General features: G+C 67.9%; 24 protein-coding genes and 1 tRNA gene. 8 read left to right on the plus strand and 17 right to left on the minus strand.

Annotation, left to right across the window (positions count from 1 at the left end):
- Positions 1–32: 32 nt before the first annotated feature.
- Together IG194_RS11500 and IG194_RS11505 are read right to left on the minus strand one after the other, a co-directional pair.
- Complete coding sequence (locus tag IG194_RS11500; protein ID WP_043269653.1) at positions 33–593, minus strand: mechanosensitive ion channel family protein; 561 nt, start codon at positions 591–593, stop codon at positions 33–35.
- On the minus strand, positions 593–2,506 hold the full coding sequence (locus IG194_RS11505) for an ATP-binding cassette domain-containing protein (protein WP_058487749.1): 1,914 nt from the start codon (positions 2,504–2,506) through the stop codon (positions 593–595). The genes IG194_RS11500 and IG194_RS11505 overlap by 1 nt, the downstream gene beginning before the upstream one ends.
- Before the next feature lie 47 nt (positions 2,507–2,553).
- Between IG194_RS11505 and IG194_RS11510 the strand changes: the two genes are divergently transcribed.
- A complete protein-coding gene (locus tag IG194_RS11510; RefSeq protein WP_058487750.1) occupies positions 2,554–3,027 on the plus strand; it encodes a TIGR02444 family protein in 474 nt (157 codons plus the stop codon).
- On the opposite strand, the gene IG194_RS11515 is transcribed toward IG194_RS11510, so the two are convergent.
- The 3 genes from IG194_RS11515 to IG194_RS11525 all read right to left on the minus strand — a co-directional run bounded on the left by IG194_RS11515 (position 3,024) and on the right by IG194_RS11525 (position 5,777).
- Complete coding sequence (locus tag IG194_RS11515; RefSeq protein ID WP_058487751.1) at positions 3,024–4,256, minus strand: AlgP family protein; 1,233 nt, start codon at positions 4,254–4,256, stop codon at positions 3,024–3,026. The two genes, IG194_RS11510 and IG194_RS11515, sit on opposite strands and share 4 nt — an antisense overlap.
- A 324-nt stretch (positions 4,257–4,580) precedes the next feature.
- Positions 4,581–5,048 (minus strand): Rsd/AlgQ family anti-sigma factor, encoded by a 468-nt coding sequence (locus IG194_RS11520; RefSeq protein ID WP_009615050.1) that lies wholly within the window; start codon positions 5,046–5,048, stop codon positions 4,581–4,583.
- Between the two features lie 246 nt (positions 5,049–5,294).
- The gene (locus IG194_RS11525; protein ID WP_009615049.1) at positions 5,295–5,777 is read right to left on the minus strand and encodes a disulfide bond formation protein B; all 483 of its coding nucleotides are present in this window, start codon (positions 5,775–5,777) and stop codon (positions 5,295–5,297) included.
- A 114-nt stretch (positions 5,778–5,891) separates the two neighbouring features.
- On the opposite strand from IG194_RS11525, the gene IG194_RS11530 reads away from it, so the two are divergent.
- Positions 5,892–6,992 carry a PQQ-dependent sugar dehydrogenase gene (locus IG194_RS11530; RefSeq protein ID WP_058487752.1) on the plus strand — a complete coding sequence of 367 codons (1,101 nt, stop codon included), beginning with the start codon at positions 5,892–5,894 and terminating at the stop codon, positions 6,990–6,992.
- A gap of 62 nt (positions 6,993–7,054) precedes the next feature.
- Here IG194_RS11530 and IG194_RS11535 read toward each other — a convergent pair whose 3' ends face one another.
- The 6 genes from IG194_RS11535 to IG194_RS11560 all read right to left on the minus strand — a co-directional run bounded on the left by IG194_RS11535 (position 7,055) and on the right by IG194_RS11560 (position 13,180).
- The gene (locus IG194_RS11535; RefSeq protein ID WP_043316367.1) at positions 7,055–8,293 is read right to left on the minus strand and encodes a heme biosynthesis HemY N-terminal domain-containing protein; all 1,239 of its coding nucleotides are present in this window, start codon (positions 8,291–8,293) and stop codon (positions 7,055–7,057) included.
- Complete coding sequence (locus IG194_RS11540) at positions 8,290–9,405, minus strand: uroporphyrinogen-III C-methyltransferase (protein ID WP_043269667.1); 1,116 nt, start codon at positions 9,403–9,405, stop codon at positions 8,290–8,292. Before IG194_RS11540 ends, IG194_RS11535 begins: the two co-directional genes overlap by 4 nt.
- 22 nt (positions 9,406–9,427) lie before the next feature.
- Positions 9,428–10,192 (minus strand): uroporphyrinogen-III synthase, encoded by a 765-nt coding sequence (locus IG194_RS11545; RefSeq protein WP_058487753.1) that lies wholly within the window; start codon positions 10,190–10,192, stop codon positions 9,428–9,430.
- Positions 10,189–11,130, minus strand: coding sequence for a hydroxymethylbilane synthase (hemC, locus tag IG194_RS11550; RefSeq protein WP_058487754.1), 942 nt, complete (start codon positions 11,128–11,130; stop codon positions 10,189–10,191). The genes IG194_RS11545 and hemC overlap by 4 nt, the downstream gene beginning before the upstream one ends.
- Positions 11,131–11,358: 228 nt before the next feature.
- Positions 11,359–12,105: an alginate biosynthesis regulator AlgR gene (algR, locus tag IG194_RS11555; protein ID WP_009615042.1), complete on the minus strand. Its 747-nt coding sequence runs from the start codon at positions 12,103–12,105 to the stop codon at positions 11,359–11,361.
- Between the two features lie 4 nt (positions 12,106–12,109).
- A complete protein-coding gene (locus tag IG194_RS11560; RefSeq protein WP_009615041.1) occupies positions 12,110–13,180 on the minus strand; it encodes a sensor histidine kinase in 1,071 nt (356 codons plus the stop codon).
- A 231-nt stretch (positions 13,181–13,411) separates the two neighbouring features.
- On the opposite strand from IG194_RS11560, the gene argH reads away from it, so the two are divergent.
- Positions 13,412–14,806, plus strand: a complete 1,395-nt coding sequence (gene argH / locus IG194_RS11565) for an argininosuccinate lyase (RefSeq protein WP_058487755.1) — start codon at positions 13,412–13,414, stop codon at positions 14,804–14,806.
- 420 nt (positions 14,807–15,226) lie between these two features.
- Here the strand turns inward: argH and IG194_RS11570 are convergent, their stop codons facing one another.
- The 3 genes from IG194_RS11570 to gabD all read right to left on the minus strand — a co-directional run bounded on the left by IG194_RS11570 (position 15,227) and on the right by gabD (position 19,608).
- Positions 15,227–16,456, minus strand: coding sequence for an HDOD domain-containing protein (locus tag IG194_RS11570; RefSeq protein WP_058487756.1), 1,230 nt, complete (start codon positions 16,454–16,456; stop codon positions 15,227–15,229).
- A gap of 223 nt (positions 16,457–16,679) precedes the next feature.
- The gene (gabT, locus tag IG194_RS11575) at positions 16,680–17,960 is read right to left on the minus strand and encodes a 4-aminobutyrate--2-oxoglutarate transaminase (RefSeq protein WP_009615038.1); all 1,281 of its coding nucleotides are present in this window, start codon (positions 17,958–17,960) and stop codon (positions 16,680–16,682) included.
- 196 nt (positions 17,961–18,156) lie between these two features.
- Complete coding sequence (gene gabD, locus IG194_RS11580) at positions 18,157–19,608, minus strand: NADP-dependent succinate-semialdehyde dehydrogenase (protein ID WP_009615037.1); 1,452 nt, start codon at positions 19,606–19,608, stop codon at positions 18,157–18,159.
- A 608-nt stretch (positions 19,609–20,216) separates the two neighbouring features.
- Between gabD and IG194_RS11585 the strand changes: the two genes are divergently transcribed.
- A tRNA-Arg gene (locus IG194_RS11585) sits at positions 20,217–20,293 on the plus strand.
- A gap of 288 nt (positions 20,294–20,581) precedes the next feature.
- Positions 20,582–20,704, plus strand: a complete 123-nt coding sequence (locus IG194_RS33040) for a hypothetical protein (RefSeq protein ID WP_263866493.1) — start codon at positions 20,582–20,584, stop codon at positions 20,702–20,704.
- A gap of 16 nt (positions 20,705–20,720) precedes the next feature.
- Here the strand turns inward: IG194_RS33040 and IG194_RS11590 are convergent, their stop codons facing one another.
- The 3 genes from IG194_RS11590 to IG194_RS11600 form a co-directional block, all read right to left on the minus strand.
- Positions 20,721–21,365: a BRCT domain-containing protein gene (locus IG194_RS11590; RefSeq protein ID WP_058487757.1), complete on the minus strand. Its 645-nt coding sequence runs from the start codon at positions 21,363–21,365 to the stop codon at positions 20,721–20,723.
- Positions 21,358–21,759: a hypothetical protein gene (locus IG194_RS11595; RefSeq protein WP_058487758.1), complete on the minus strand. Its 402-nt coding sequence runs from the start codon at positions 21,757–21,759 to the stop codon at positions 21,358–21,360. The genes IG194_RS11590 and IG194_RS11595 overlap by 8 nt, the downstream gene beginning before the upstream one ends.
- A 98-nt stretch (positions 21,760–21,857) precedes the next feature.
- Entirely contained in the window at positions 21,858–22,421 is a 564-nt protein-coding gene (locus IG194_RS11600) for a hypothetical protein (protein ID WP_058487759.1), read from the minus strand.
- A 300-nt stretch (positions 22,422–22,721) separates the two neighbouring features.
- On the opposite strand from IG194_RS11600, the gene IG194_RS11605 reads away from it, so the two are divergent.
- The 3 genes from IG194_RS11605 to IG194_RS11615 are packed head-to-tail and all read left to right on the plus strand — an operon-like array spanning position 22,722 to position 25,650.
- Complete coding sequence (locus IG194_RS11605) at positions 22,722–23,312, plus strand: amino acid synthesis family protein (protein ID WP_058487760.1); 591 nt, start codon at positions 22,722–22,724, stop codon at positions 23,310–23,312.
- Between the two features lie 26 nt (positions 23,313–23,338).
- On the plus strand, positions 23,339–24,172 hold the full coding sequence (locus IG194_RS11610) for an alpha/beta fold hydrolase (RefSeq protein ID WP_009615033.1): 834 nt from the start codon (positions 23,339–23,341) through the stop codon (positions 24,170–24,172).
- The gene (locus IG194_RS11615) at positions 24,169–25,650 is read left to right on the plus strand and encodes an aldehyde dehydrogenase (RefSeq protein ID WP_058487761.1); all 1,482 of its coding nucleotides are present in this window, start codon (positions 24,169–24,171) and stop codon (positions 25,648–25,650) included. The genes IG194_RS11610 and IG194_RS11615 overlap by 4 nt, the downstream gene beginning before the upstream one ends.
- The last annotated feature ends 10 nt before the right edge of the window (positions 25,651–25,660 follow it).

The raw sequence follows: 25,660 nt of genomic DNA on the forward strand, positions 1-25,660 counted from the left end.
GGGTATCCGTGTGGGAACAGGGGTTGTGGTTGTTATCTTCCGCTGCTCAGCCCGGGCCCTTTCCAGCGCCGGATGGCCTTCTGGAAGAACAGGCTGTTGGGCACCTGCAGCAGGGCGCTGGTGCCGTCCTCGAAGGTTTCCTCGAGGGTGGTGTAGAGCAGGTTGATGGCGCTGACGCGGCCCTTCACGCCGGGCTTGTCGGCCGACTCGATGACCTCCACCAGGTCGCCCAGGCGGAACGGCCCGACGGTGAAGATCAGCAACGCGCAGAACAGGTTGGAAAGCACGCTCCAGATGGCGAAGAAGGCCACCGCGGCGACCGCGACGAAGCCGGTCAGCGCGGTCCACAGCACCTGGGCGGAAACCCCCAGGCGCTCCAGCACCATCATCAGCGCCGAGCCCATGATCAGCCAGCGCAGGCCGCCGCGCAGCGGCAGCAGCAGTTCGTGGGGGATCGGGTAGCGCTGCGCCAGGCGGTTCAGCCCGCGCGCCACCATGCGCTGCAGCACCCAGGCCAGCAGCAGGATGAGGACGATCTGCAGGCCGCGCAGCAATGGATCGCTCCAGGCGACGAGCAGCGGCAGGTCTTCCATCACTCGGCTCCTTCGAGCTGGGCCTGGAGGTTCTCCAGGGTTTCCAGGGCCACCAGCCAGGCTTCCTCGACCTCGGCCTCGCGGGCTTTCAGGCTCGCCTGCCGGGCCAGCAGGTCACGCAGTTCGTCCTTGCGCGCGCTCTCGTAGAGGGCGCTGTCGCCGAGCTTTTCCTCCAGCGCGGCGAGCTTGTCGTGGATGCCGCCCAGCTCCTTCTCCAGCTTGTCCGCCTCGCGCTTGTGCGGCGCCAGCTGCTGGCGCAACGCGGCGGCGGCCTGGCGCTGGGCGCGCTTGTCGGTCTTCTCGACAGACGCTGCGCCGGCATTGGCGACCGGCGCCTGGCGCGCGCGGAAGTCCACCAGCCAGCGGGCATAGTCGTCGAGGTCACCGTCGAAGTCTTGCACGCGGCCGTCGGCCACCAGCAGGAACTGGTCGGTGGTGCTCTTGAGCAGGTGACGGTCGTGGGACACCACCACCACCGCCCCGGAGAATTCCTGCAGGGCCATGGTCAGGGCCAGGCGCATCTCCAGGTCGAGGTGGTTGGTCGGCTCGTCCAGCAGCAGCAGGTTGGGCTTCTGCCAGGCGATCAGGGCCAGCGCCAGGCGCGCTTTCTCGCCGCCGGAGAAGTTCAGCACCGGCTCGTCGCAGCGCGCGCCGCGGAAATCGAAGCCGCCGAGGAAGTCGCGCAGGGTCTGCTCGCGCTCGCCCGGGGCGATGCGCTGCAGGTGCAGCAGCGGGCTGGCCTTGGCGTCCAGCGAGTCGAGCTGGTGCTGGGCGAAGTAGCCGATGGCGAGGTTCTCGCCGCGCGCCAGGTGCCCGGCCAGCAACGGCAGGTCGCCGGAAAGGGTCTTGATCAGGGTCGACTTGCCGGCGCCGTTGGGGCCCAGCAGGCCGATGCGCGCGCCGGGTACCAGTTGCAGCTTGACCTTCTCCAGCACCGTCTTCTCGCCATAGCCCAGGCGCGCCTCGGACAGGTCCAGCAGCGGGCTGGAAATCTTGTCCGACTCGCGGAAGACGAAGTCGAAGGGCGAATCGACGTGGGCCGGGGCCAGCTCCTCCAGACGTTCCAGGGCCTTGATGCGGCTCTGCGCCTGGCGCGCCTTGGTAGCCTGGGCGCGGAAGCGGGCGATGTACTTTTCCATGTGGGCGCGCTGCGCCTGCTGCTTCTCGTAGGCCTGCTGCTGTTGCGCCAGGCGCTCGGCGCGGGTGCGCTCGAAGGCCGAGTAGCCGCCGCGATAGAGCGTCAGCTTGCGCTGTTCGAGGTGCGCCACGTGGTCGACCACGGCGTCGAGGAAGTCGCGGTCGTGGGAGATCAGGATGAGCGTGCCCGGGTAGCCCTTGAGCCACTCTTCCAGCCAGAGGATGGCGTCGAGGTCGAGGTGGTTGGTGGGTTCGTCGAGCAGCAGCAGTTCGGACGGGCACATCAGTGCCTGGGCCAGGTTCAGGCGCATCCGCCAGCCGCCGGAGAAGTCGCCGACGCGGCGCTCCATCTGCTCGGCGCTGAAGCCCAGGCCGGCCAGCAGCTTGCGAGCCCGCGCGTCGGCGGTGTAGCCGTCGGCGTTGTCCAGCTCGGTGTGCAGGCGCGCCACGGCGGCGCCGTCATGGGCGTTCTCGGCGACGGCCAGTTGCGCCTGAATCTCGCGCAGGCGCACATCGCCGTCGAGGACGTAGTCCACGGCCTGACGCTCGAGGGTGTCCACCTCCTGGCGCATGTGCGCGATGCGCCAGTCGGCGGGGATCCGGCAGTCGCCGGCGTCCTGGCCGAGCTGGCCGCGCAGCAGGGCGAACAGGCTCGATTTGCCGGCGCCGTTGGCGCCGATCAGGCCGACTTTCTGGCCGGCATGCAAGGTCAGTTCGGCACCTTCCAGCAAGCGCTGGGGGCCACGCTGTAGCGTAAGATTTTGGAGTCGAATCATGGCGGCGGAGTTTATCAGCTTCGCCGCGCAACCGCTGTGGGAGCCCTATGACAGAAGATATCTGGTCGTTCGCCCTCGACCTCTACGCGCAGCCAGGCGTCGAGGCGGCCTGCCTGGAGCTGCAGGAAGCCGGCGCCGACGTCTGCCTGCTGCTGGCCGGGACCTGGTTCGCAGCCCGTGGCCGGGCCTGCTCCGGACAACGCCTGGATACCCTGGCGAAGGCCTCCGCCAACTGGCAACGCGAGGTGGTGAAGCCGCTGCGGACGCTGCGCCAACAGTGGAAGGCGGGGGCGCAGGACGACGCCCATCTGGAAGAACTACGGGAAACCCTGAAAACGCTGGAGCTGCGCGCCGAACGCCTGCAACTGGAGCGGCTGGCGGAAGCGGGACGGGACTGGACGGAAGAGGCCGGAAGCGAACTGGACGCCTGGCTGCAGGGCTGCGCCGGCGAAGCGGGGAAGGCACGCCGCGGTGCGCTGCAACAGCTGCGCACCGCGGCGGCTTCGCGAACGGCGTCTTAGGAAGCGCTGCTCGGAGTGGCGGCCGGAGCGCTCGGCGCTACCGGAGCCGGTGCGGCGCTGGCGACCGGAGCAGTCGACGCGGCCGGGGCAGCGGGAGCAGCCGGGGTAGCGGCCGGAGCTGCAGGCTTGGCGGCGACGGCGGGCTTGGCCGCGGGCTTCGCAGCGGCGGGCTTGGCGGCCGGTTTGGCAGCAGGCTTCGCAGCGGTGGGCTTGGCAGCCGGTTTGGCGGCAGGCTTCGCAGCAGCAGGCTTGGCAGCCGGTTTGGCGGCAGGCTTCGCAGCAGCGGACTTGGCAGCCGGTTTGGCGGCGGGCTTCGCGGCAGCGGGCTTGGCGGCCGGTTTGGCAGCAGGCTTCGCAGCAGCGGACTTGGCAGCCGGTTTGGCGGCGGGCTTCGCGGCAGCAGCTTTGGCAGCCGGCTTGGCGGCAGGCTTCGCAGCAGCAGCCTTGGCAGCCGGCTTGGCGGCGGGCTTCGCGGCAGCAGCTTTGGCAGCCGGTTTGGCGGCAGGCTTCGCAGCAGCAGCTTTGGCAGCCGGCTTGGCGGCGGGCTTCGCAGCAGCAGCTTTGGCAGCCGGTTTAGCGGCGGGCTTCGCAGCAGCAGTTTTAGCAGCCGGTTTAGCGGCGGGCTTCGCAGCGGCAGCTTTGGCAGCCGGTTTAGCGGCTGGCTTCGCAGCAGCAGCCTTGGCAGCCGGTTTGGCGGCGGGCTTCGCGGCAGCAGCCTTGGCAGCCGGCTTGGCGGCAACGGCCTTGGCGGCCGGTTTGGCGGCAGGCTTGGCAGCGGCAGCCTTGACCACCGGCTTGGCGGCGACAGGCTTGGCGGCGGCAACCGGCTTGCGGGTGGCCAGCGACTTGCCGACCGCTTCCTTCACCTTGCTCACGCCCTGGGCCAGCTTCAGGCTTTCCTGGACGTCACGCTTGAGGTTGGCGATGTAGGCGCGGGTTTCCGCCTGACGGCCCTTCAGTGTTTCCAGCACCTCTTCCAGCTCTGCGATGCCGGCCTTGGCCTTGGCTTGTGCCTTGGCCTTCCCGGACTTGCCTGCTTCCTGCAGTTTGGTGCGTGCCTTGTGCAGTTTGTCCTGCGCTTTGGCACGTTGCTTTTCCAGCTTGGCGTGCAGTTTCTCGGAGTCCACCAGGGCCTGCTTGCAAGCGGTCTCCAGGTGCTCGATCAGACTGTGGGAAAGTTGCTGCAGCAGATGCAAAGGGGTGGTGACAGGTTTCTTGTTGGCCGACATGACGTGCCTCCTGGCGTACGTGGTTGCGCCCATACTAGACCCGCGCAGGCCCTCTCGCCAACGCCCCCATAAAGCTGAAACCCGCGCCAGGCACAATCTGCAGCCGTTTTTCCACAGGCCGGACAGCAGCCCGCGGGCACGCCATCTCCAGCGACACCCTCGCCAACGACGCCACAGACTGCCGCCACGAGGCCGTCAGGCGGAACTTTCCGAATGGCTGTAAGCCTCGTAGTACGAGGCTTTCAGCCACCTCGACGAGGTTTTCGCGGGCATGAAAAAAGGGCGCGTCCGCAAGGACCGCGCCCCTTTTCCCGCCCGCCAGAATCAGGCGGTGACCGTGCGCTGTTCGTGGGCGTTGTGCAGCACCTCGATCAGGCAATCTTCCAGTTCGAAACGCTCGTGAAGCTGTTGGCACAGCAGCTTCAACTCGTTGGTGAGGCAGGTGCCTTCGCGGCAATCGCCGTTGTCGCAGCGGTCGGTGAAGTTCAATGCGGACGCGGTGATGGCTTCCAGGCGCGGGTAGATCTGCTTGGCCAGTTCCAGGCCGCGCGCATCGCCGAAGGCCTTGGCCTCGTCCATCAGCTGTTCGTAGACCTCGAAGTGGCCGGCGGAGACGTAGTCGACCAGGCGCTGGCAGAAGTTCTCCAGCCCCTCGCCATTGACGGCGGGCGCCTGGGGTCCGGATAGCGAATCGAAGGCCTGGATGAGTTCCTGGCGGTCACGCAACCAGCGGTCGATCAGTTGGTGGACGCCTCCCCAACGTTCCTGGGCATTGCGGCAGCTCTCGAGCATCTTGTCCTCGCTTCCCTCGGCCTGTCCCGGCGGTTCCGCGGCGGGACAGTTCTCTGTCGAATGCGGGCACTCGCCGGCGTTCTACCGCTCTGATGGCGGAATCCCGGCGGTGCGGAAGACCAGAGTATGCCCGCGGGATGTCCGCTTCAAGACACCTTTCGTGGGAAAATTCATACGAGCGTTTAATCGGCAGCCCGCGACGGCGCTGGCTTCGCGCCGTAGGACAGTTCTACCGCCGCGCGGCGATCAGCCGCGGCGCAGAAACTGGAAGACGGCGAACAGGGCGAAGCCGACGAAGGCCAGCAGGCTCCACTCCGGGATGCTCAGGCTGAGCAGCGTCCAGGTCACCTCGGCGCAGTCGGCCGAGCCGTGGAACATGGTCCAGAGGATGTCCGCGTAGGGCATGGTCTGCATCATGTAGTCCAGCGGCGGCAGGCAGGACGGCAGTTGGTCCGGCGGCAGGGTCTGCAGCCAGATCTGCCGGCCGGCGGTGCCGGCCCCGCCCAGCGAGCAGAGCAGCACCAGCACCGAGTAGACGCGCCGGCCGCGGCCATGCAGCGCGGCGATCAGCGAGAACAGCCCGGCGCCGGCGAAGAAGATGCGCTGCACGATGCACAGCGGGCAGGGTTCCAGGCCGACGACGTACTGCAGGTAGAAACCGGCGCCGAGCATGGCGGCGCAGGCGAGGAAGGCGAGGAAGAACAGGGAACGCGGGCTGGCCAGGTTCATGGCGGCTCCAGTGGCACGGCATTTTCGGAAAGGCCGCTACGGTAGAGGAAATTCCGCGGGCCTTTCAAGGCGGCGGGCTAGACTGGGCCGGACAGCCATCAGGGAATTCCTACCATGCGTCGACAGCTGATCCTACTCGCCGCGCTGCTGTTCGTCCCCCTCCCCGGTGCATTCGCCGCCTCGGTCGTGGAGCGGCTCAAGGTGCCCGAAGGGTTCCGCATCGAGGTGCTCAGCGACCAGCTGCCCAACGCCCGCGCCATGGCCCTGGGCAGCGAGGGCACGCTCTTCGTCGGCAGCCGCGAGGCCGGCAAGGTGTACGCCCTGCGCCCCGGCGAACAGCGCCCGCGGGTGATCGCCAGCGGCCTGAAGATGCCCAGCGGCGTGGCCTTCCACCAGGGAGATCTGTACGTCTCGGCTGTCAGCCGCCTCTACGTGCTGCGCGACATCGAGACGCACCTGGATGCGCCGCCAAAACCCGAGGAACTGCCGCCGCAGTTCCCCGGCGAGACGCACCACGGCTGGAAGTTCATCGCCTTCGGCCCCGACGGCAAGCTCTACGTGCCGGTGGGCGCGCCCTGCAACATCTGCCGCCCGGACCGCGAGCGCTACGCCAACCTGCAGCGCATGCAGCCGGACGGCAGCCAGCGCGAAGTGGTGGCCTATGGCGTGCGCAACACCGTGGGCTTCGACTGGGACGCCCAGGGCCGGCTGTGGTTCACCGACAACGGCCGCGACCTGCTCGGCGACGACCAGCCCGACGACGAGCTGAACCGCGTGGGCAAGGCCGGCGACGACTTCGGCTACCCGGACTGCCATGCCGGGCGCATCGCCGACCCGGAGTTCGCCCAGCGTCCCTGCTCGGCCTTCGTCGCGCCGGTGGCCGGCCTCGGCGCCCACGTGGCGGCGCTGGGCATGCGTTTCTACAGCGGCGGGCAGTTCCCCGCCGAGTACCGCGGCAACGTCTTCATCGCCGAGCACGGCTCGTGGAACCGCAGCCGCAAGGTGGGCTACCGGGTGGTGCGCGTCGAGCTGAACGCGGACGGCTCGCTGAAACGCCAGAGCCTGTTCGCCGAGGGCTGGCTGCAACCCGGCGAGGAAGTGCTGGGGCGCCCCGCCGACGTGCTGGTGGCCGCGGACGGGTCGCTGCTGGTGAGCGACGACATGGCCGGGGCGATCTACCGCATCCGCTACGTCGGCAAGCAGGCCGGCAAGTAGGCGGCAGCTGTCAGCCCAAACGAAAGCGGCGCCCGAGGGCGCCGCGTTTCATCCGAACCGTCTTACGCTTTCGCAGGCAACTGGACTGCACTGCCTACGGGCGCGCCGAACAGACCGAGGCCTTCCTGGAACAGCCTGTTGCTGCGCTCGGTTTCCCCCAAGTGCGCCAGCAGGCGCGCAAGCTCGGCACAGGTCTCGGCGCTGTGCTGGCGGGCCAGGCTGGCCTCCAGGTAGTCGCGGGCCTTGCCCCAGAGCTTGTCGGCCAGGCACAGGCGGCCCAGGGACAGCAACAGGACGGGGTCGTCGGGGTACTTCTTCAGCCAGGCCTCGGCGTTCTGCAGCTGGCGCGCCGGGTCGCTGCCGCGGGCCTTGCCGTAGAGCAGCATCAGGCGTTCGTCGTAGCCTTCCTTGAGGGCCTGACGCAGGACCTTCTCCGCCTCCTCGGGCGCGCCCAGGCGCAGCAGCTGCTGGGCATAGGCGGCGACCAGCAGCGGCTGGGCGCGCAGGTTGGCGGGCAGGTTCTGCCAGGTCTGGGTGAGCGGCTGCAGGGCCGTCTCGCCCTGCCCCACGCCCTGCTCGCCGGCGGCTTCCAGGGCGGCGATCCAGGCGCGGCGCTCCAGGTCGCTGAGCTGGGCGTTCTCCAGCACGCGCTCCTTGCGCAGTTCCGGCAGCAGGGCCAGCAACGGGCGCCAGTCCTGCAGGCTGACGTAGAGCTGCTGGAGCAGGCGCAGCACCGTGGGGTGGCGCGGGTGTTCCTCGTGCAGCTTCACCAGCACCGCGCGGGCCGGTTCGAAGGCGCCACGGTTGATCAGCAGTTGCGCGCGCGTCAGGCCCACGGCCAGCTCCGTGCCGGGCTGGCGTTCCAGGGCGCGGTCGAGCAACTGGTCGCACTCGTCGAAGCGCCCCAGCTCGTTGGCCGCGCGGGCCGCGCCCAGGTAGCTGGACAGGCTGTGCTGGTTCAGTTCGGCGGCGCGCCGCAGGTGGCGCAGGGCCGGGGCCCAGTGGCCTTCGGCGAGGTCGCGCTGGCCGTGTTCCTCGGCCATTTCGGCGCGGCGGCGGCGGTTGAAGCGCGACCAGGGGTTGACCACCCGCCCGGACACGCCGACCAGGCGCAATACCAGGCGCACCGCCAGGTACAGCAGCCAGACCAGCGCCAGCAGGGCGAGGAAGGTCCACAGGCTGGATTCGTAGCGGAAGCTCTTGTAGGCGATCAGCACGTAGCCCGACTGCTCGGCGATGGCCAGGCCGACCAGGGTGGCGGCGACCACCAGGGCCAGGACCAGCAGGTAGACGCGGCTCATTGGCTACCCTCCGCCTGGGGCGCGGCGGGCGCCTGCTGCTGATCGAGGGCGGCCTGGTCGCGGCGCACCACGTAGGCCTGCAGGGCGCCCAGCGCCGGGGTCAGGTCGGGCACCTGCACGGCCACCGGCTGCTGCGCCAGCTCGTCGATGCGCAGGCCCAGGGCGCGGCTGTCGGCGAGGTCGGCATTGAAGAAGTCGCCGAGGATCTGCCGGGCCTGCTTCAGGGCCTGTTGGTAGACTTCCTGGCGCCCGTTGAGCGCGGCCCACTGCGCCTGCTCCAGGGCCAGGCTCAGGGCCAGGCGCACGCGCGTCAGCTGTTGCCCGGAGAGCAGCGGGCGCACGTCCTGGCCGGCGTTGAAGTCGATGCGCACGTAGCGCGAGATGCGTTCCCACCACTGGTCCAGGGTGCTGCTGCCGTCGCCCCAGGCGGTGGTCGAGGCCTTGCCCGGGCCTTCCTTGAAGCTCGGCTCCAGCGGTTGCAGCTGGGCGGCCTGTTCACGCAGCGCGCCGAGCTGCAGGAACAGCCCGGTGCGATCCGGCTGCGGCAGGCTGCGCAGGGCTTCGAGGCTCTTGGCCAGTTGCGCGCGGGCGGCGAAGGCGCCGGGGTCGTTCTGCGCGCGGAGGATGTCGTCGGCGCCCTGCACCAGTTGGGTGGCGCTGTCGATGTCCTGCAGCGCGGAAAGGCGCAGCGAGGCGAGGCGCATCAGGTGCTCGGCCTCGGCCAGGCGCCACTGCTGGCGGCTCTGCCCGAGAACCTGCTTGAACTGCTGGGCCAGGTGCTGCTGGTCGCCCTGCAGCTCGACCACCAGGCGCCGGCGGGCCTCCAGCTCGTCGGCACTGGGCAGCGCATCCAGGCGCTTGTCCAGCGCGCTGTTGTGGTTCAGCAAGCTCTGCGCCTCGCCGCGGGTTTCTTCCAGCTGTTGCGCGCGGGCCTGGTCGCGGGCCTGCAGCTGCTGCGTCTGCCACAGCCCCCAGCCACCGACGCCGAGGCCGGCGACGCCGACCAGCAGGGCGAGCAGGGCCAGGCCGTTGCCGGACCGGGCCGGAGCGGGCGGGGTCGGCTCGACGGGGGTATCTTGCGGGGTGTCTTGGGGAGTGACGGCTTCGCTCACAGGTCCATCCTTCGCTCGGAAATTATTCTTCGTCGGCGCCCCTGAGCGCCTCCAGCAGGGCCGCGGCATTCGCCCCGCGGCAATCGATCACGTGTCGCGCACCGGCTTCCCGGGCCAGTTCGGCGACCCGCGGGCTGGGCACGAACAAGGGTAGCCCGGCCAGCCGCGGCCAGTCCTCCCTGGCCACGCGCAGCAGGTGCTCCAGGCCCTGGCCGCTGCTCACCACCAGGCCGTTCAGTGCTTCATCGCGCACCCGCCGCGCCAGCTCGCCCGCCGGGTAGTCCGGCAGCACGCGACGGTAGAGTTCCAGATAATCCACCGCCACGCCTTGGCCGCGCAGGCGCTCGGCGAGGAATTCCCGGCCACCTTCGCCACGCAGGATCAGCGCCCGCGGCCCGGGCACCTGCAGGGCGCGGGCCAGTGCCGGCAGGGCCAGCAGCGCTTCGCTGTCGTCGCCGTTCTCCGGGTGGTGCACGCGCAGGCCGTAGTCATCGAGGATAGCCGCGGTGGCCGCGCCGACCGCGAACCAGTCCTGGCGCGCCGGCGGCTGCGGCCAGTAGCGGTCGATGCGCTCCAGGCCCAGGCGCGCGGCAGGCTTGCTGACCACCACCACGGCACAGTAGCGGTCCAGGTCGAGCAGCAGGCTGCGCTGCTCGGGGGTTTCTTCCAGCGGCTCGATGGCCAGCAGCGGCAGGCTGGCGCTGGCCACGCCGTGCTCGGCGAGGCTGGCGGCCAGGGCCGCGCACTCGTCCTGCGGCCGCGTCAGCAGCAGGCGCCAGTGGCTCACTGCGGGCCGGCCTCGCCATAGACGGCGGCGAGGATGTCGGCCGCGCCCTGTTCCAGCAGTTCTTCGGCGACCTTCACGCCCAGCGCCTCGGCCTCGGCCAGGGGCGCGCGGGCTTCGGCGCGCAGCAGTTGCGTGCCGTCGGGCTGGCCGACCAGGCCGCGCAGCCACAGCTGCTCGCCCTCGCGCACGGCGTAGCAGGCGATGGGCACCTGGCAGCCGCCGTTGAGGCGCTTGTTCAGCGCACGCTCGGCGGTCACCCGCAGCGCGGTGTCGGCGTGGTGCAGCGGCGCCAGCAGCGCGTGGATCTCGCTATCGGCGCTGCGGCATTCGATGCCCACGGCGCCCTGGCCGCCGGCCGGCAGGCTGTCCTCGACGCCGATGCTGGAGCGGATGCGCGCCTCGAAACCGAGGCGGATCAGGCCGGCGGCGGCGAGGATGATGGCGTCGTATTCGCCGGCATCGAGCTTGGCCAGGCGGGTGTTGACGTTGCCGCGCAGGAAGCGGATCTGCAGGTCCGGGCGGCAGGCCAGCAGCTGTGCCTGGCGGCGCAGGCTGGAGGTGCCGACCACGCTGCCGGCGGGCAGCTCGGCGAGGCTCGCGTAGGTGTTGGAGACGAAGGCGTCGCGCGGGTCCTCGCGTTCGCAGATGCAGTACAGGCCCAGGCCCTCGGGGAAGTCCATGGGCACGTCCTTCATGGAGTGCACGGCGATGTCGGCCGCGCCTTCCAGCAATGCGGTCTCCAGTTCCTTGACGAACAGGCCCTTGCCGCCGATCTTCGCCAGCGGCGCATCGAGCAGCTTGTCGCCGCGGCTGGTCATCGGCAGCAGGCTCACGCGCAGGCCGGGATGGGCCTGCTCCAGGCGGGTCTTGACGTACTCGGCCTGCCACAGGGCCAAAGCGCTCTGACGGGTGGCGATTCGGATTTCGCGGGACGACATGGGCAATTCCGGACAAAGGACTGCCGGGGATGATAACAGGCTTCGGCGCCCAGGCTTTCCCCCCTGCGACGCCAAAGCAGGCTTTCGGACCATCCCTGGGATTGCGCTTCGCCAGCGAACCCTATCCGGCCTCTCGCAGGAGCGAGCTTGCTCGCGAACAAACGCGGTGCCATGCGGTTCGCGAGCAAGCTCGCTCCTACGAAAAGCGCCTCGGCGCGCCTGCCGCCCTCAAAGGTTGTGCATCAAGCGGCGCACGCCGGCGACGTGGCGCCGGCTCACGGTCAGGGCGTCGCCGTCCAGGCCCTTGAGGTAAAGCTGAAAATGCCCCAGCGGGGTGCGCTGCAGGCGCTCGATGCGCTCGCGCGAAACCAGGGCGTTGCGGTGGATGCGCACGAAGCGCTCGCCGAACTCGTCCTCCAGCGCCTTCAGCGGCTCGTCCAGCAGCACCTCGCCGCCGTCGTGGCGCAGGGTCACGTACTTGTGGTCGGCGATGAAGAAGATCACGTCCTCCAGGGGGATCAGCTCGATGCCCTTGCGCGTCCGCGCGCTGATGTGGCTGCGCGGACCGGGGCCGCCGGCGGCCGGCGGCCTGGTCAGCGCCGCCAGCTGGATGCGGTTGGGCCTGGAGGCTTTCTTCAGGGCCTCGGCCAGGTCCTCGGCGCGCACCGGCTTGACCAGGTAGCCGACCGCGCTGACCTGGAAGGCCTCCAGGGCGAATTCATCGTGGGCGGTGCAGAAGATCACCGCCGGGGGGGCTTCGCGCTCGCACAGCTTGGCGGCGACCTGGAGCCCGTCCAGGCCGGGCATGCGGATATCCAGCAGGACGATATCCGGCTTCAGGCTGTCGATCAGCGCCAGCGCTTCTTCGCCGTTGCTGGCGGAGGGTTCGAGGACGCGGTAGCCGTCCAGTTGCCCCACCAGTCGGGCCAGGCGCTCGCGCGCCAGGGGTTCGTCATCGACGATCAGGACATTCATAAGCTCAGGCTTCCTGCATGAGACGCGCACATGGATAGCGTAGACAGGTGTAGTGCCGTCCGTCACGGCGTTCGACGCTGAGACTCGCTTTTGGCCCGAAAAGTGCCGCAATTCGCGCTGCGATATTCTGCAGCGCCTGCTTGGTCCCCTTCGTGGGCAGCGTCTGCGTCGACTCGTCGTAAGGGTTGCTCACGCACAGCTGGAACACACCGTCACGATAGTCCGCCTCAACCTTCACCAGGCCGCCTTCGATGCGCGGCTGGATACCGTAGATCAATGAATTCTCCAACAGTGGCTGCAGGGTCAGCTGCGGGATGGGCACGCCGTCGGGCACGCCGCTCACCTGCCAATCCAGTTGCAGCCGGTCGCCCAGGCGATACTGCTCTATGGAAAGATAGCGCCTGGCCAACTCCAGTTCCTCCCCCCAGGAAATTAAAGTCCCCGGCTTGGCCAGGCTGGCGCGGAACAGGTCCGACAGGTTCAGCACCGCCTGCTCGGCCTTGCCCGGGTCCAGCTCGATCAGGCTGGCGATGCTGTTCAGGCTGTTGAACAGGAAGTGCGGACGGATGCGCGCCTGCAACGACTCGATGCGCGCGCGCAGCTCGGCCTGTTCCTGCCTGCGCCATTGGCTCTGCAGATAAAAGTAGCGTAGCAATAAGGCCGACATGATGAGGGCGATCAACGCATGGCGCAGGTACAGGTTGACCTCGCCCTTGATCGACAGCGGCCCGCCCAGGGCGTAGTAGTCGGCCACCGCGGTGCAGCCGAGGGTCAGCAGCACCACCAGCAGGCAGCTGGCCAGCCCCGCGCCCCACGCCGGCCAGCGCGCCAGCAGCGGCCGCAGGCGGCACAGCAGGCCGGCCGAGAGCAGCACTATCCACTGCACGAACAGCGAGGCCAGGGCCAGGCGCACCCAGTTGAAGCTGGGCGTCATCGGCTCGGCCAGCACCAGTACCAGCACCAGCAGCTCGGCCAGCAGGACCAGGCTGAACAGCGCTTCGCTCTGGCACAGTTCGGGAATGAAGAAATCGTCTTGGGTTGCCGGCTGGTCGCCGGTCTTGGCTTGGTTTGGCATCGACGAAGTTTCCGCAAGCCTCCACGCCTCGGCAAGCGGATCGCAGCCCGCCGGGCGAATTCGAGCACCGAAATGTCGACTGCGCCGCGCCCGGGCGGGGCGCCCTTGTCCTTCCCCCCGCCACACCCGTCGCGGCGCACGCCGTTTTTGACCTTCAGCCTGCTATTATCGTCGGACTTTGCCCTTCCTGCAGGCAGCGAACGCGCCTGCCCGTTTCCGCGAGAGAGATCCATGAGCGTAGAGAAGACCAACCAGTCCTGGGGCGGCCGCTTCAGCGAGCCCGTCGACGCCTTCGTCGCCCGCTTCACCGCCTCCGTCGACTTCGACAAGCGCCTCTACCGCCACGACATCATGGGTTCCATCGCCCACGCCACCATGCTGGCCAAGGCCGGCGTGCTGACCGACGCCGAGCGCGACGCCATCATCGACGGCCTGAAGCAGATCCAGGCCGAGATCGAGGCCGGCAGCTTCGACTGGCGCGTCGACCTGGAAGACGTGCACATGAACATCGAGGCGCGCCTGACCGACCGCATCGGCGTCACCGGCAAGAAGTTGCACACCGGCCGTTCGCGCAACGACCAGGTGGCCACCGACATCCGCCTGTGGCTGCGCGACGAGATCGACCTGATCCTGGCCGAGATCACCCGCCTGCAGCAGGGCCTGCTGGGCCTGGCCGAGGCGGAAGCCGACACCATCATGCCCGGCTTCACCCACCTGCAGACCGCCCAGCCGGTGACCTTCGGCCACCACCTGCTGGCCTGGTTCGAGATGCTCAGCCGCGACTACGAGCGCCTGGTGGACTGCCGCAAGCGCGTCAACCGCATGCCCCTGGGCAGCGCCGCGCTGGCCGGCACCACCTACCCGATCCAGCGGGAAATCACCTGCGAACTGCTGGGATTCGAAGCGATCTCCGGCAACTCGCTGGACGGCGTGTCCGACCGTGACTTCGCCATCGAATTCTGCGCCGCCGCCTCCCTGGCGATGATGCACCTGTCGCGCTTCTCCGAGGAGCTGGTGCTGTGGACCAGCGCGCAGTTCCAGTTCATCGACCTGCCCGACCGCTTCTGCACCGGCTCCTCGATCATGCCGCAGAAGAAGAACCCCGATGTGCCGGAACTGGTGCGCGGCAAGTCCGGCCGCGTGTTCGGCCACCTCACCGGCCTGCTGACGCTGATGAAGGGCCAGCCGCTGGCGTACAACAAGGACAACCAGGAAGACAAGGAACCGCTGTTCGACGCCGCCGACACCCTGCGCGACAGCCTGCGCGCCTTCGCCGACATGGTCCCGGCGATCAAGCCCAAGCGCGAGACCATGCGCGAGGCGGCCCGCCGCGGCTTCTCCACCGCCACGGACCTGGCCGACTACCTGGTGCGCAAGGGCCTGCCCTTCCGCGACTGCCACGAGATCGTCGGCCACGCAGTGAAATACGGCGTGGACAGCGGCAAGGACCTGGCCGAGATGAGCCTGGAAGAGCTGCGCAAGTTCAGCGACCAGATCGACGACGACGTCTTCGCCGTGCTGACACTGGAAGGCTCGGTGAACGCCCGCGACCACATCGGCGGCACCGCCCCCGCCCAGGTCCGCGCCGCCGTGGCGCGCGGCCGGGAGCTGCTGGCCAAGCGTTGAGGCGTTAGCGCGTCAGCCATACGTTAGCGCGTCAGCCATAAAGGAACGCCGCTTCCCTTCACGGGAAGCGGCGTTTTTTATTGTCTGCGTGCGGTCCATGCCCTGCTGTGAACGGTAGGAGCGGGCCCTGCCCGCGATTTCGCGCGCAGGGCGCGCTCCTACAGGGGAATGGCGCAGGTGGAGCGGCGTAGGACCGCGAAACGCGCCGGAACGTCCGGCTATCGCGGAAAAGTTCCTACGCTCCAGGAAGCACGGCTTTTCGTAGGATGGTGTTGAGCGAAGCGATACCCATCACCACGGCAGCATGGGTTTCGCAAGCTCAACCCATCCTACGAAAAGCGCTTCGGCGCAGCCGGCAAGACAGCCGCTCCCACCACAACCGGCGGGCACGGCTTCTCGTGCAGCCGGAAACGGCTGATCCTACGACGCGCTTGGCTCCTCGGCGTCACAGAACTTCTGCAGCAACTGCAACTCCACCGGCCCCAGCCCAAGCATCCGCAGCGCCTTCTCTTCCTTCAACTGCCCAGCCTGGGACGCCGGCAAACGCGCCGCCCTGGCCGCCAGGTTGAGGATCAGCGCCTTGCGCGAGAACACCCCGCTGCCCATGCCGTAGCACGCGGCGACCAGCCCGCGCAGCTCCAACGGCAGGCGCCAGCGCGCGCGCAGCGTGGAGCCGAAACTGGCGCCGAAGGCCTTGAGGCTGTCGTCGATCTCCTGGTCTTCCAGCGCTCCGCCGCGCCGGCACCACTCCTCCAGGGTACGCAGCACCGCGAGGTCGCCCAGGCAATGCAGCAGGCCCGCGGTGTAGCAGCGTGGCGCGTCGACGTCGAGGCTCTCGGCCAGGGCCTCGGCGGCATCCGCGGTGCGCTGGGAAAGCGCCCAGAACGCCGCGGCGCGCTCCTTCAGGCGCGGCTCCACAAGCTGTGCGGCGCGCTCCAGGCTGAGCCCCAGGACCAGGTTGCAGGCCTGGGCCAGGCCGAGGCGGGCCAGAGCCTGGGCGAGTGTCAGGCAGGGCATGCCGACATGCCGCGCGGCGCTGTTGGCCGCGGCGATCAGGCAGGCGGTGATCTGCGGGTCGCGACCGAATTCTTCCTCCAGCTGCTCCAGGCTGACGCCCTCGGTGTTCAGGCAACGGCTCGCCGACTCGCCGACCTCCGCCAGCAGGGGCGCGCCCTCGGCGGCATCGCGGGCCTCGGCGAGAAAGTCGGCCAGGCTGCCGGTGGGCTCCCGGGGCACGGCGCAGCTGACTTCCTGCCCCGGCTCCAGCAGCAGGCTGCGCAGGCGCTGGCGCAGGTCCTCGGCATTGAACGGCTTGACCAGGTAGGCGCTGGGCGCCAGCGGCAGCACCGCGCGCACGCTGGCCCCATCGGCCTTGGCGCTGATCAGGATGAAGTCCGGCGCGCTCGCCCCGCGGCGGCTGCGGCGCAGGTGGCGGAGCAGGTCGATGCCGTCGGTGCCGGCCAGTTCCTGCTCGGCCAGCACCAGGGCGAAGGCGCGCAAGCGGCAGGCATCGATGGCCTGGTCGCCGTCCTCGCAGTATTCGATGACCGCGTCGCAACGCACGCTCAGCACCAGTTGGCCAAGCAGTTCGCGGTTCCAGGGGTCGGCGGCGGCGACCAGAACGGTCGGCGCGGCGCTGAGTGCTGTCATGGAGATCCTCTCGCAGATGCGCGCGCACCTTAACCGAGTCGCAAGGTGCCTGCCAGAGGGCGGCCCGGACGACATCGCGCGCAGGACAGGATAGCTGATGCGGCGCCGCTCTCCGATACGACCAAGGGGGTAGATGCGTCACGGCGCCGCAGCCGGAGCGGAACCCCGGAAAAAGAAAAGGCCCGCTTGCGCGGGCCTCTTCCGGTACTGCCGAACGAGCCGATCAGGCCAGTTCGTCGAAGCACTCGGCCAGGATGGCCAGGCCTTGCTTCAGCTGGGCGTCCGGGATGGTCACCGGCATCAGGAAGCGGATCACGTTGTAGTAGGTGCCGCAGGAGAGCAGGATCAGGCCCTTCTCGCGAGCACGCACGACGATCTTGCTGACCAGCTCGGCCGCCGGCTTGTTCACGTCGCCGCCTTCGAACAGCTCGATGGCGACCATCGAACCCAGGCCACGGACGTCGCCGATCACCTTGTGCTTGGCCTGGATCTCGCGCAGGCCGGCCTTCAGGGTTTCGCCAACGGCTTGCGAACGCTCCAGCAGTTTCTCTTCGTCGAACACCTTCAGCACGGCCAGGGCCGCGGCGCAGGCGATCGGGCTGCCGGCATAGGTGCCGCCCAGGCCACCGGGGGCGATGGCGTCCATGATCTCGGCCTTGCCGACGACGCCGGAGATCGGGAAGCCGCCGCCGACGGACTTGGCGAAGGTGGTCAGGTCCGGGACGATGCCCAGTTGCTCGGTGGCGAAGAAGGTGCCGGTACGGCCAGCGCCGGTCTGCACTTCGTCGGCGATCAGCAGGATGCCGTGCTCGTCGCACAGGGCGCGCAGGCGCTGCATGAACGGCTTGGAGTTGACGTAGAAGCCACCCTCGCCCTGTACCGGCTCGATGATGATGGCGGCGATGTCACGCGGCTGGGCGTCGTTCTTGAAGATGCGCTCGATGCTGGCGATCGACTCGTCTTCGCTGATGCCGTGCAGTTCGCACGGAGCCAGGGCGCGGAAGATGCCGCCCGGCATCAGGCCCATGCCGGCGGAGTACGGAACCACCTTGCCGGTCAGGCCCAGGGTCATCATGGTGCGGCCGTGGTAGGCGCCGGTGAAGGCGATCACGCCGGCGCGGCCGGTGGCGGCACGGGCGATCTTCACGGCGTTCTCGACCGCTTCGGAGCCGGAGGTGACCAGCAGGGTCTTCTTCGGGAAGTTGCCCGGCACGCGCTTGGCGATCTCTTCGGCCAGCTCGATGTAGGGCTCGTAGGCCAGCACCTGGAAGCAGGTGTGGGACAGCTTGGTCAGTTGCTCCTGAACGGCGGCGACCACTTTCGGGTGCAGGTGGCCGGTGTTCAGAACGGCAATGCCGCCGGCGAAGTCGATGTACTCACGGCCTTCGACGTCCCACACGGTGGCGTTCTCGGCGCGCTCGGCGACGACCGGGTGGATCTGGCCCACGCCGCGCGGAACGGCGGCCTGGCGGCGTTGCAGCAGGGATTCGTTGGTTTTGCTCATAGCTTCCTCAGTGGCCGCTCATCGGTCGGCCGGGTCAAAGGATGAAGACGGGGAGAAGCCACTCGCGACAGCATACGATGATCGACTGTCGCGGCACTTGCGGCCCGCCGGGTGGGTTGTCCGGTGCCACCACCGGAAAACGCCGGCGCGGGGGTGGCTGCCGGCTCTTGCCTGCCACCCCCGCGCCCACGGGAAATCAGATGCCGCCCAGGCAGAGGTACTTGACCTCGAGGTAGTCCTCGATGCCGTACTTCGAACCTTCGCGGCCCAGGCCCGAGGCCTTGATGCCGCCGAACGGCGCGACCTCGTTGGAGATCAGGCCGGTGTTGATGCCCACCATACCGTACTCCAGGGCCTCGGCCACGCGGAACACGCGGCCCAGGTCGCGGGCGTAGAAGTAGGAGGCCAGGCCGAACTCGGTGTCGTTGGACATGGCGATCACGTCGGCCTCGTCCTTGAAGCGGAACACCGGGGCCAGCGGGCCGAAGGTCTCGTCCTTGGAAACGAGCGCGTTCTTCGGCACGTCGACCAGGATGGTCGGCTCGAAGAAGGTGCCGCCCAGGGCGTGCGGCTTGCCGCCGGCGACGACCTTGGCGCCCTTGCCCACGGCGTCGGCGATGTGCTCTTCGACCTTGGCCACGGCCTTGGAATCGATCAGCGGGCCGGTGGTCACGCCGCTCTCCAGGCCGTTGCCGATGTTCAGCTTGGCCACGGCGGCCTTGAGCTTCTCGACGAAGGCGTCGTACACGCCGTCCTGCACGTACAGGCGGTTGGCGCAGACGCAGGTCTGGCCGTTGTTGCGGTACTTGGAGATCAGCGCGCCTTCGACGGCGGCATCCAGGTCGGCGTCATCGAAGACGATGAAGGGCGCGTTGCCGCCCAGTTCCAGGGACACCTTCTTGATGTCCTTGGCGCATTCGGCCATCAGCTGGCGACCGATCTCGGTCGAACCGGTGAAGGTCAGCTTGCGCACGATCGGGTTGCTGGTCAGCTCGCCGCCGACCTCGCCGGCGCTGCCGGTGACCACGCTGAACACGCCTTTCGGAATGCCGGCACGCTCGGCCAGCTCGGCCAGGGCCAGGGCGGAATACGGCGTCTGCGAAGCGGGCTTGAGCACCATGGTGCAGCCGGCGGCCAGGGCCGGGCCGGCTTTACGGGTGATCATCGCCGAGGGGAAGTTCCACGGGGTGATGGCCGCGGTGACGCCGATCGGCTGCTTGATGACGATGATGCGCTTGTCCGGCTGGTGGCCGGGGATGGTGTCGCCATAGATGCGCTTGGCTTCTTCGCCGAACCACTCGAGGAAGGAGGCGGCATAGGCGATCTCGCCCTTGGCTTCGGCCAGCGGCTTGCCCTGCTCGATGGTCATCAGGCGGGCCAGGTCGTCCTGGTTCTCGATCATCAGCTCGAACCAGCGGCGCAGCTTGTTGGCGCGCTCCTTGGCGGTCAGCGCACGCCAGGCCGGCAGGGCCTTGTCGGCAGCCTCGATGGCGCGGCGGGTCTCGGCGGCGCCCATCTTCGGCACGCTGCCGATGATCTCGTTGGTGGCCGGGTTGTTGACCTTGATGGTCTGACCGCTGTCGGCGTCCACCCAGGAACCGTCGATGTAGGCCTGTTGGCGGAACAGCTTGGCATCATTGAGTTGCATGACCAGTCTCCTTCGAGGAAAGCCATAAGCAGCGGGTCTACCTCGACTACCCCGCCTGCTCTTGTTGTCCGGGAAGCATTGGAGGGGCGCTCGCCCCACCCGTTCCATCGTCCCGCCGCGCCGCCCGCCAGGGGACGGCACCGGCGCTAGCGCAGGGTCGCCGATCGTCGCGCACGGGCGCGCAAAAACGGACCACGGCGGTAGCCGTAGCCGGTCGGATCAACCGGGAGGTCCATGGACGGGATACGCTGCGGAAACGCCACCACTGCAGGAATCGGCTGCTGCACGGCATCGCGCGCATTCGCCAGGCAGTACGGAAGTCGGTCATCCCACTGGCACGAGGCCGGGTACTGTGACGCCAATTCCCCTGTCTCCTGTTGTTGTGGTGGGCGTTTGAAATGTCAAACGCATCCTAGGGCCCCATCCCCCAAAGGGCAAGGGGTCGTTCGAAAAAACCAACGAAAGTACATGCCACCCGGCGCCTCCAGGCCAGCCCCGGCCGACGGGCGGCAGACCGATTTCGAATTAACCGGGGCCACGCCCGAACGATGGACGCAAGCCGATCAGATGCGTATGATTGCCGCCTGCCGCGCCAGCCGCGGCCATGCGCATCCGTAGCTCAGCTGGATAGAGTACTGCCCTCCGAAGGCAGGGGTCGTGGGTTCGAATCCCGCCGGATGCGCCATCCATATAAAAGGCCCAGGTGAAAACCTGGGCCTTTTTCGTTTCCCGCCGCCTCCCATGCGATCAGAACGGCCCCGAGTCCAATGGGGTTCAGTGCTATGCGGGCTTCATGCCATCGCGGGTACCGGAACCGACATTGGCAAGGCTACCCTCTGCCTTCCTGCCGCATGCAGATAGCCAAACCCGCCTGAAACCACTCTTCCCAGCGCCTGTAAAATTTTGTCTATTCAGACGCCGCTATTTCAAATAATGTTGGTCCAATTCAAAAATCTCTAGCCAGGAGCACCGAATGGAAAGCCAATTCATCGGCTATGCCTTTCTGGTCGAGGCCCTGAAGCTGAAGGTCTTCCCGATCCAGCGTCCCGCGGTGATCAGGCCTGTCACCCGACAGATCGAGCAACGAAAGGACTAAACCAGTCCTAACCGACTTAACCGAACAGCGCCGCCTGCCAGTGCTTCTCACTGACGATGGCCAATGAACAGCCATTCTCCCGCAGCTCCACCGCCTTCTTGATCTTGGTGCCATAGGTACTGTGGAGCCATTGCTCGTTCCCTATTTCGCCAACGACCAGGTAGTGGATCTTCTTGCTCACGCTGGGTGCGATCTGGCCTCCGCGCTCGATAACCAATGCCTCGCAGTCCTTGCGCGGGCCGTAGGCCATGACGCCCGTGAACAGAAACAACCGCCCATTCCATACGAGCTCAGGGACGGGGCGATCGAGAGGCAGCGCATTCGAAGGAGCGAAAGCGTTGTCGCTCGCCCTGGGTTTGGCTGCGCTCAAACCTGCGAAGCTACGGAGGATTTCCAGCAGCTCCGCGGACTCGTCTGCATCCAGCACGCCATCGGAGAGCATGTCCGATAGCCGGCGATACAACAGGTTGATCACCGGATCCTCGAGGTGCACGAGGTTGGCCGAGATCCAATTCTCCAGAAACTCGGCCTCCTGCTGGTTGATATGCCCGTCTGCAGTAATACCGGCGGCCAGGCCCACCAGAGCGTCCGCAGAGCGCCGATCGATACGCGCCTCATGGAAAAAGCGGCTGTCTTCGAATTCCCGATGCAGATCAACCATTGGCATCCTCTACTTCATCGCTGCCTCCAGGGCCGGCCAGCTTCGCCAGGTCGGAGGTGAACACCACCGTCATGCCCGTTGCCGAGCAAACCAGGGAGAGCTCCTTGGCGAGGTCGATGTGCAGATCCTCACCACGCAGGCCCTGCCATTCGGCCAGGTATCGAAAGGATCCGAACTTCTCAGGTTTCTTGAGGCGTTTCACGACGCCGCCTTTCCACCCCAAGGGCGGCAACTGCCCTGCCAGGCAGGCCTCGGCCAACTGCGGCTCGGCCGCAGCACGTCTCCGGCCAACCTCCCAGCATTGGATAAACCCCCGGTCGGCTCCCTTCCAGGTCTCGTACCAATCCAGGCCTGAACGTAGAGGTTCGCTGATTGCACGATGGATGGTATTCACTTTGTAAATCTCCCCGTCCGTTACCCTCGCCAGGCAACACTGAATTCGAGAAGCAGAAAACCTGAGCACACGCCTGACGGCTCTAGGTAGATAAAAGGCTACCGCGCCATGATCTGCTGATAGCGGCGTTGGTATTCCTCGTATGACATCGGTTGAGCCTGGAGCTGCTGCAGTTGTTGCTGCTGCCACTGGTCCCTGGAGAGACCAGGCGCCGAAGTCGAATAGGTGGCAGCCGAGGCGACGGCTTCTTGCGGAGCCGCGGCTTCCTTCATGGTGGTGGATGCCTTGCTCGGCAAGTCGAACATCGCCCCGGTTGAGGGGTCGATGATCAGCATCCCCAGCACACCACCGAGAAGCAGGTTGCCCCAGTACCAACCCTCCACGCCGGAGTCGATTACGGTTGTCTCGTCGGCATAGCCATCTTTGCGGAACCTGACCGTGTAGGTCTGGCCATCGAAGTAACCGGCGCTTGCCTCGAGCTTCACCGTAGCAGGAGTGATGCCGTTGTAGACGATGTTTCCGTCTTCGTCCTTGATCTCCACATTGGCGCCGTTTGGCGAGCTGGTTACCTGGACCGGGTAGACCTGCTCGGTGAATATGCTGGCGCAGCCGGAGAGCAGCAGAGGGGCGGATAGGATTGCAGCGAGTAGCTTGATGCGCATGGCGACCTCCTTGTCAGTTTGGAGGCATTTTGCCACCAAAGAAGAAGCCACGTCATCCGCCGGCGGTATGCCCCAACCTCCCAATTGATCGAGCCAGCCAACTTTCAAAGCTGGCGACAGGCTCCCCCTTCCTCACCAACCAGCCAAAGCCCATTGCCGCTGAGTCCCCGAGCCTTCCGGCAAGCCCCTCCTCAACCATCCGTCGCCAGACCCCACCGCCTTTGCCACCCTGCCTCTTGCACTTCCAATATTATGGTATACCATCAGACCAAATCGCACAGAGACACCCAAGGAGTGCCCATGAGCTTCGAAATCCGCAAGATCGTCAGCTACGTCGAGGAAACCTTCATCGAGGGCGGCAAGGCTGCCGAGAAACCGGTGTCCATGGCCGGGCTGGCCGTGGTGATCAAGAACCCCTGGGCGGGCCGCGGCTTCGTCGAGGACCTCAAGCCGGAGATCAGGGCCAACTGTTCCGAGCTGGGCGCGCTGATGGTCGAGCGGCTGACCGCGCTGATCGGCGGCGCCGACAGGATCGAGGCCTATGGCAAGGCCGCCGTGGTCGGCGCCGATGGCGAGATCGAGCACGCCTCGGCGGTGATCCACACCCTGCGCTTCGGCAACCACTACCGCAAGGCGGTGGACGCCAAGAGCTACCTGAGCTTCACCAACAAGCGCGGCGGCCCGGGCACCTCGATCCAGGTCCCGATGATGCACAAGGACGACGAGGGCCTGCGTTCGCACTACATCACCCTGGAGATGCAGATCGAGGACGCGCCGCGCGCCGACGAGATCATCGTGGTCCTGGGCGCCGCCGACGGCGGCCGCCTGCACCCGCGCATCGGCAACCGCTACATCGACCTGGAAGAGCTGGCCGCCGAGCAGGCCCAGTGATCCCGCGGCCAGTGCAGGAGCGTTCCATGATTCGGCTCACCGCTGAACACACACCGGCCGGCACCAGTTACCTGGCGACCGGCCAGGGCCAGCCCGTGGTACTGATCCACGGCGTGGGCCTGAACAAGGAAATGTGGGGCGGGCAGATCGTCGGCCTGGCCCCGCACTACCGGGTCATCGCCTACGACATGCTCGGCCACGGCGCCAGCCCGCGCCCCGAAGCGGGCACCGGGCTGGTCGGCTACGCCGCGCAGCTGCGCGAGTTGCTCGACCACCTGCAGATCCCGCAGGCCACGGTCATCGGCTTCTCCATGGGCGGCCTGGTGGCGCGCGCCTTCGCCCTGCACCATCCGCAGCGGCTGCAGGGGCTGGTGATCCTCAACAGTGTGTTCAACCGCAGCGCCGAACAACGCGCCGGCGTCATCGAGCGCACCCGCCAGGCCGCCGAACACGGTCCCGACGCCAACGCCGAGGCAGCCCTGTCGCGCTGGTTCAGCCGCGAGTACCAGGCCGCCAACCCGGCGCAGATCGCGGCCATCCGCCAGACCCTGGCGAGCAACGACCCGCAGGGCTACCTGACCACCTACGAGCTGTTCGCCACCCAGGACATGTACCGCGCCGACGACCTGGGCAGCATCCAGGCGCCGACCCTGGTCGCCACCGGCGAGCTGGACCCCGGCTCGACCCCGGAGATGGCCCGGCAGCTGGCCGCGCGCATTCCCGGCGCGCAGGTGGCCATACTCGATGAACAGCGCCACATGATGCCGGTGGAGTCGCCGCGCCTGGTCAACCAGGTGCTGCTGGACTTCCTGCACCAGGCCCTGAGCCTGCCGAACCAGACCAAGGGGATAGTCGCATGACACTCGCCCGCTTCCAGATGTGCATCGACGGCCAATGGCTCGATGCGCTTTCCGGCAAGACCTTCGAAAGCCTCGACCCGTCCAGCGCGCAGCCCTGGGCGCTGCTGCCCGACGCCGCCGAGGAAGACGTCGAGCGCGCCGTGCAGGCCGCGCAGAAGGCCTTCGACGACCCGGCCTGGCGCAAGCTCAGCGCCACCGCCCGCGGCAAGCTGCTGCGCCGCCTGGGCGACCTGATCGCCGAGAACAGGGAGCACCTGGCCCAGCTGGAGAGCCGCGACAACGGCAAGCTGATCCGCGAGACCCGCGGCCAGGTCGGCTACCTGCCGGAGTTCTTCCACTACACCGCGGGCCTGGCCGACAAGCTCGAAGGCGGCACCCTGCCGATCGACAAGCCGGACATGTTCGCCTACACCGTGCACGAGCCGCTGGGCGTGGTGGCCGGGATCATCCCCTGGAACAGCCCGCTGTACCTCACCGCGATCAAGCTGGCCCCGGCCCTGGCCGCCGGCAACACCATCGTGCTCAAGCCCTCGGAACACGCCTCGGCGACCATTCTCGAACTGGCCCGCCTGGCCCTGGAGGCCGGCTTCCCGGCCGGCGTGGTCAACGTGGTCACCGGCTTCGGCCCGAGCACCGGCGCGGCCCTGACGCGCCACCCGCTGGTGCGCAAGATCGCCTTCACCGGCGGCGCCGCCACCGCCCGCCACGTGGTGCGCAGCAGCGCGGAGAACTTCGCCAAGCTGTCCCTGGAGCTGGGCGGCAAGTCGCCGAACATCATCTTCGCCGACGCCGACCTGGAGAGCGCCATCAACGGCGTGGTGGCCGGTATCTACGCCGCCACCGGGCAGAGCTGCGTGGCCGGCTCGCGCCTGCTGGTGCAGCGCGAAATCTACGACGAATTCGTCGCCCGCCTGATCGAACGCGCCCAGCGCATCCGCATCGGCAACCCGCAGGAAGACGCCAGCGAGATGGGCCCCATGGCCACCGCGCAGCAACTGGCGGTGGTCGAAGGCCTGGTGGCCGCGGCCCAGGCCGAGGGCGCGCGCCTGCTGATGGGCGGCAAGCGCCCCGAGGGCCAGGGCGAAGGCTGGTACTACGAGCCGACGCTGTTCGCCTGCGACAGCCACTCCATGCGCATCATGCAGGAGGAAGTGTTCGGCCCGGTGGCCTCGGTCATCCCCTTCGACGACGAGGCCGAGGCGCTGGCCCTGGCCAACGACTCGCAGTACGGCCTGGCCGCCGGCATCTGGACCCGCGACCTGGGCCGCGCCCACCGCCTGGCGCGCGACGTGCGCTCGGGGATCATCTGGGTCAACACCTACCGCGCGGTCTCGGCCATGGCGCCGATCGGCGGCTTCCACCAGAGCGGCTACGGCCGCGAGAGCGGCATCGACTCGGTGCTGGCCTACACCGAACTGAAGACGGTGTGGATCAACCTCTCGCAGGCGCCCATGCCCGACCCCTTCGTGATGCGTTGAGGAACAGACC

This window comes from Pseudomonas sp. ADPe, assembly GCF_014843515.1.
Taxonomy (GTDB): Bacteria; Pseudomonadota; Gammaproteobacteria; order Pseudomonadales; family Pseudomonadaceae; genus Pseudomonas; species Pseudomonas citronellolis.